The organism is Chamaesiphon polymorphus CCALA 037 (assembly GCF_003003845.1).
GTDB classification, from domain to species: Bacteria; Cyanobacteriota; Cyanobacteriia; order Cyanobacteriales; family Chamaesiphonaceae; genus Chamaesiphon; species Chamaesiphon polymorphus.
This window is the reverse complement of the sequence record NZ_PVWO01000444.1, coordinates 1-4937: the sequence shown is the minus strand read 5'-3', so window position 1 is coordinate 4937 and position 4937 is coordinate 1. Positions and strand designations below refer to the sequence as shown.

Sequence of the window (4937 nt, the reverse complement as noted above, 5' to 3'; positions counted from 1 at the left end):
ACTTCTTACATATCTTATGAGTGATGAATCGATCGCGTTTGAAATAGCAGTTTAATTTAAAACTTACTCTTCGATCGACAATCTTATCGATCGAGACATTCCTATATAAAAATCTATATTCCTTACTCGGCGATGTCTCTAATCGACTACTTCCGTTTGAGCCAATTGTTCTCAACCAGTAGCTCGGCAATTTGAACCGCATTGAGGGCGGCACCTTTGCGGATCTGATCGCCGCAGAGCCATAATTCTAACCCATTAGGGTGCGAAATATCGCGACGGATGCGCCCGACGAGGACTTCATCTTTACCCGAAGCATCGATCGGCATTGGAAAGTAATTGGCACTCCAATCTTCGACTAATTTTACACCCGGAGCTTGGGCTAAAATCGCTCTAGCCTTATCTGGATCGAAAGGCGCGGCAAATTCGAGGTTGATGGCTTCGGAGTGAGCGCGAAGGACGGGAACGCGGACGCAGGTAGCAGTGACGCGTAGATCTGGGGTACCAAAAATTTTCCGGGTTTCGTTGACCATTTTCATTTCCTCTTCACAGTAGCCGCGATCGTCGATCGGGGTATTGTGGGGAAATAAATTGAATGCCAACGGATAGGGAAATATTTCGGGTTGGGGTGTTTTGCCATCTAAGATATCCCGACTTTGGGTTTCGACTTCTGCCATGGCTCTGGCACCCGCGCCGCTAGCTGATTGATAAGTAGCCGCCACGACGCGTTGAATCGGCTGAACTTGATGCAGCGGATAAATCGCCACTGCCATCAAGATCGTCGTACAGTTGGGATTGGCAATAATCCCCTGATGCTCGGCAGCCGCATGAGGATTGACTTCGGGAATGACTAAAGGCACATCCGGACGCATCCGAAAAGCACTGGAGTTGTCGATAACTACCGCACCAGCCGCGACAGCTTGGGGAGCCAAAGCTTTAGAAGTAGAACCGCCAGCCGATGCCAGCACGATATCGATCCCCTCAAAAGAGCGATCGTCAACGCACTCTACCGTAATTTCCGCACCTTTGAACTTTAACTTGGTTCCTGCTGACTTCGGCGAAGCAAAGAGTCGGAGTTCGGCAAGCGGAAAATTGCGACTTGCCAGTAATTCGATTAATTCGGTACCGACAGCACCTGTCGCCCCTAAAATAGCTACACGATATCGATCGGACAAGAAAGCTACCTCCACTGAAATTGAATTAATTGTCTAAAAATTTGCCCGCATTTCAGCGGTGCCTTCAGCCTGACGGATCTCAGGTACGCATCGATCGCCGATCTATAATAGTCGATCCGCACGTCGCTCGAACATCCGATCCCAAAACTCTAAATCGTAAATCCCCCGTCCTAAATACTTAATACCGAACGGCAATGTACTATCATCAAATAGGTGAATCGTGCAGATAAACTTGGCATTTTAGATAAATAATGCGTCTATAGCAACCTACTTTAGGTAGCGGGCTTGCAGTGCGACTTTGCCTTACTGCAAGCAGTTAAGTCGAATTGTGTGCTACCTTTAACGATCTCACTGGCTATAGACCTAAGCATATCATAATTACACGATTTCCCAGCCCCTTACATATCGTCATTGACTGTTGTCGGACATACACATCATGAAAGTTACCCAGGAAAAACTCGAACACAGCCGGATTGGTTTGCAGATAGAAGTAACCGGAGACCAAACGACTAAATACTACGAACAGGCAATTAAAAAACTGACTACCAGTGCCAACATTCCTGGGTTCCGCAAGGGAAAAATCCCAAGACAAGTCATCTTACAACGGATGGGTCAAACTCAGGTCAAAGCCATGGCACTCGAAGCCTTGCTCGAACCATCGATAAATCAAGCCATCGAGCAAGAATCAGTCCCCGCGATCGGTAATTACCAGATTACATCTGATTTCGACAAATTACTCGAAACCTACGTCCCCGGACAAGCTTTGACTTTTGGGGCGACGGTAGATGTCCCACCAACGGTAACCTTGGGTACTTATACCGGATTGGCCGTTAAAGCCGAAGAAATCGTTTACGATCCCGCCCAAGTAGATGATTTTATCGATCGCCAACGCCGCGAAAAAGCTACGACAATTCCTGTCGTCGGACGCGCGGCAAAGCTGGAAGATATTGCCGTAGTTGACTATGAGGGCAAACTTGCCGACGGTACGCTCATCGATGGTGCCCAAGCTGACGATTTTGACATCGAATTATCCGAAGGCAAATTCATTAGCGATCTCGTCCATGGTATCGTCGGCATGAATGTCGGTGAAACACGCGAAGTTAATGTGACATTCCCCGCCGATTATCCCCGTGAAGATTTGGCCGCCCAACCCGCGATTTTTAACGTCGTCCTCAAAGATCTCAAAGAGCAAGAATTACCTGCCTTAGACGACGATTTTGCTAAAGAAGCGAGCGATTTTGACACCCTGACTGAGTACCGCGAATCGATCGTCACGCGGTTCCAAGAACAAGCCAAAAAATCTACCGACCAAAATATCATCACCGCGATCGAAACTGCCCTGATTGACGTCGCCCAAGCAGATTTGCCAGAGACAGCCATCGAGCGCGAAACGATGAACATCCTCAACCAAATGGCCAATCAATTCAGTCAATATGGCATGGATGTAAATAAACTCTTCACGCGGGAAACAATTCCTAAAATGAAAGAAAATTGCCGCACCGATGCGATCTCGAACATCAAACAGCAACTCGCGATCGCTGAAATCGCCAAACAAGAGAACATTACTGTTAGCGATGAAGATATTGCCGCTAAAATGTCGGAAATCATTCCCCAATTAGCTGGTGAGAACATCGATGAAAATCGCTTGCGCAGCTTCATTACCGAAGATCTCCAAAAAGAAAAAACTCTCGAATGGCTCAAAGAACACGCCCAAATAGAATTAGTCCCCGCAGGCTCCTTAAAAGCAGCAGACGAAGATGAAGCTACCAGTGCAGGCGAGTCCGAAGCGATCGATATTTTGGCCGAAGCCGTAACTGAATAAATCGATTCGTGCCGCAAACAGTTAGTACTCACATGTGAGATTGGAGAGCGATCTTCAATCTCACACTACTTTCGCACTCCAATCCAGATTGGCGATCGTGTCGCTCCGAGCGACTTCACCAATTAGCAAATAAATAAAACCAGATCGTAGCGCGGACGATCGAGTTAATACATTTTTCCTAGAGAACATTTAGAAATTGAATCTCAAAGTGTGCGAAATTTACACATAGTTCTGCAACGGCAGCCCCGATCGCGATAAAATCGACGTAACTCACGCATCCAGTCAGGTTTACCGAACGCATTACCCCAGCAATGGAGCACAACATTATGTGAGAGATTGGTATAATTCGGTTAACTAGGTGAAAAAAAATTCCACTTAGGCAACATTTTATGTTCCTTTTACACGTATTCCACCATGCTTGTATCCAATTCTAGCTACGGGTCGATTACTAGTTACACTCAGAGCGAAATCTTTGCAAGTACCAATGTGGTACCGATGGTGGTAGAGCAATCTGGGATGGGCGAACGCGCCTTCGACCTCTACTCCAGACTATTACGCGAACGGATTATTTTCTTAGGTGGCGAAGTTAACGACAACGTTGCCGATACTCTCGTCGCTCAAATGCTCTTCCTCGAAGCCGAAGATCCCGAAAAAGATATCCAACTGTATATCAATTCTCCAGGCGGATCGATTACAGCAGGGATGGCAATTTATGATACCATGCAGCAAATTCGTCCCGATGTGGCTACTACTTGCTATGGTTTAGCAGCTAGTATGGGTGCGTTTTTATTAGCCAGTGGCGCACCGGGCAAACGCAGATCGTTACCTAACTCACGGATTATGATCCATCAACCGTTAGGTGGTGCTCAAGGACAAGCCGTAGACATCGAAATCCAAGCGCGGGAAATCTTGTATCTCAAAAATCATCTCAACGGGTTGCTAGCGTATCATACCGGACAACCGATCGAGCGCATTGCCGAAGATACCGAACGCGACTTTTGGATGTCTCCAGCCGAGACTCAATCTTACGGCTTAATCGATGAGACCATCGAGCGTACTTAGAATATATAATGTAGCGATCGTCCCCAGACTTTAGCCCACGGCTCGCTCGATGAGACCATCGAGCGTACTGGTATAATGTAGCGATCGTTCGCCATAAAAGACTACAATCGATCTCTAGAGATCGTTCAGCCCGACTAGACGGCAACCGATAATCGGCAAATCGAGTGCCCGATCGCCAATCTTACTCTATCTTGCTTCACGAGGCACGCTCACTAATATGCCAGCTATAAAAAACTATGACTCCCATCTCAAATGTTCTTTTTGCGGTAAATCGCAAGAACAAGTTCGCAAGTTAATTGCGGGGCCAGGAGTCTATATCTGTGATGAATGTGTAGAGTTATGTAATGAGATCCTCGATGAAGAATTATTAGATCCGAACGGGCCAGTCAGCCATCCACCCGCAAAACCCGAGCCGCCGCGCAAACGTCGCGAATCTGTGCCGATGAACCTCAGCCAGATGCCCAAACCCCGCGAGTTAAAGAAATATCTTGACGAGCACGTCATCGGCCAAGACGAAGCCAAAAAAGTGCTGTCAGTATCCGTCTATAACCATTACAAGCGACTCAGCTACGCCCAAGCCAAAAGTACGACTACCAACCCCGCACAGCCAGCTACGGGGGTAAATGGCATCCATAAAGCCAACGCTATCGACGATGGTGTCGAACTGCAAAAGTCGAATATCTTACTCATCGGCCCGACGGGTTGTGGCAAAACCATGCTCGCGCAGACTTTGGCTAAAGTCTTAGACGTCCCCTTTGCCGTCGCCGATGCTACGACCCTCACCGAAGCAGGCTATGTCGGTGAAGATGTCGAAAATATCCTGTTGCGCCTGCTCCAAGTTGCCGACTTAGATGTCGAAGAAGCCCAACGCGGCATCATCT

The 4937-nt window shown here is 47.6% G+C and carries 4 protein-coding genes; 3 read left to right on the top strand and 1 reads right to left on the bottom strand.

Annotated features, from left to right (window positions below; translation table 11 throughout):
- Positions 1 to 146: 146 nt before the first annotated feature.
- Entirely contained in the window at positions 147 to 1172 is a 1026-nt protein-coding gene (locus tag C7B77_RS23955) for an aspartate-semialdehyde dehydrogenase (RefSeq protein ID WP_106310817.1), read from the bottom strand.
- A 436-nt stretch (positions 1173 to 1608) separates the two neighbouring features.
- Here C7B77_RS23955 and tig point away from each other — a divergent pair, with 436 nt between their 5' ends.
- The 3 genes from tig to C7B77_RS23940 form a co-directional block, all read left to right on the top strand.
- Entirely contained in the window at positions 1609 to 2994 is a 1386-nt protein-coding gene (gene tig, locus C7B77_RS23950; RefSeq protein ID WP_106310814.1) for a trigger factor, read from the top strand.
- A gap of 414 nt (positions 2995 to 3408) precedes the next feature.
- Positions 3409 to 4056 carry an ATP-dependent Clp endopeptidase proteolytic subunit ClpP gene (gene clpP, locus C7B77_RS23945; protein ID WP_106310811.1) on the top strand — a complete coding sequence of 216 codons (648 nt, stop codon included), beginning with the start codon at positions 3409 to 3411 and terminating at the stop codon, positions 4054 to 4056.
- Between the two features lie 226 nt (positions 4057 to 4282).
- On the top strand, positions 4283 to 4937 hold a 655-nt coding region (locus C7B77_RS23940; RefSeq protein ID WP_146138485.1), incomplete at its 3' end, for a ClpX C4-type zinc finger protein.

Bases quoted from the DNA above. Each gene is read 5' to 3' on its own strand.
- tig (WP_106310814.1), top strand. From the start codon at position 1,609: ATGAAAGTTACCCAGGAAAAACTCGAACACAGCCGGATTGGTTTGCAG.
- clpP (WP_106310811.1), top strand. From the start codon at position 3,409: ATGCTTGTATCCAATTCTAGCTACGGGTCGATTACTAGTTACACTCAG.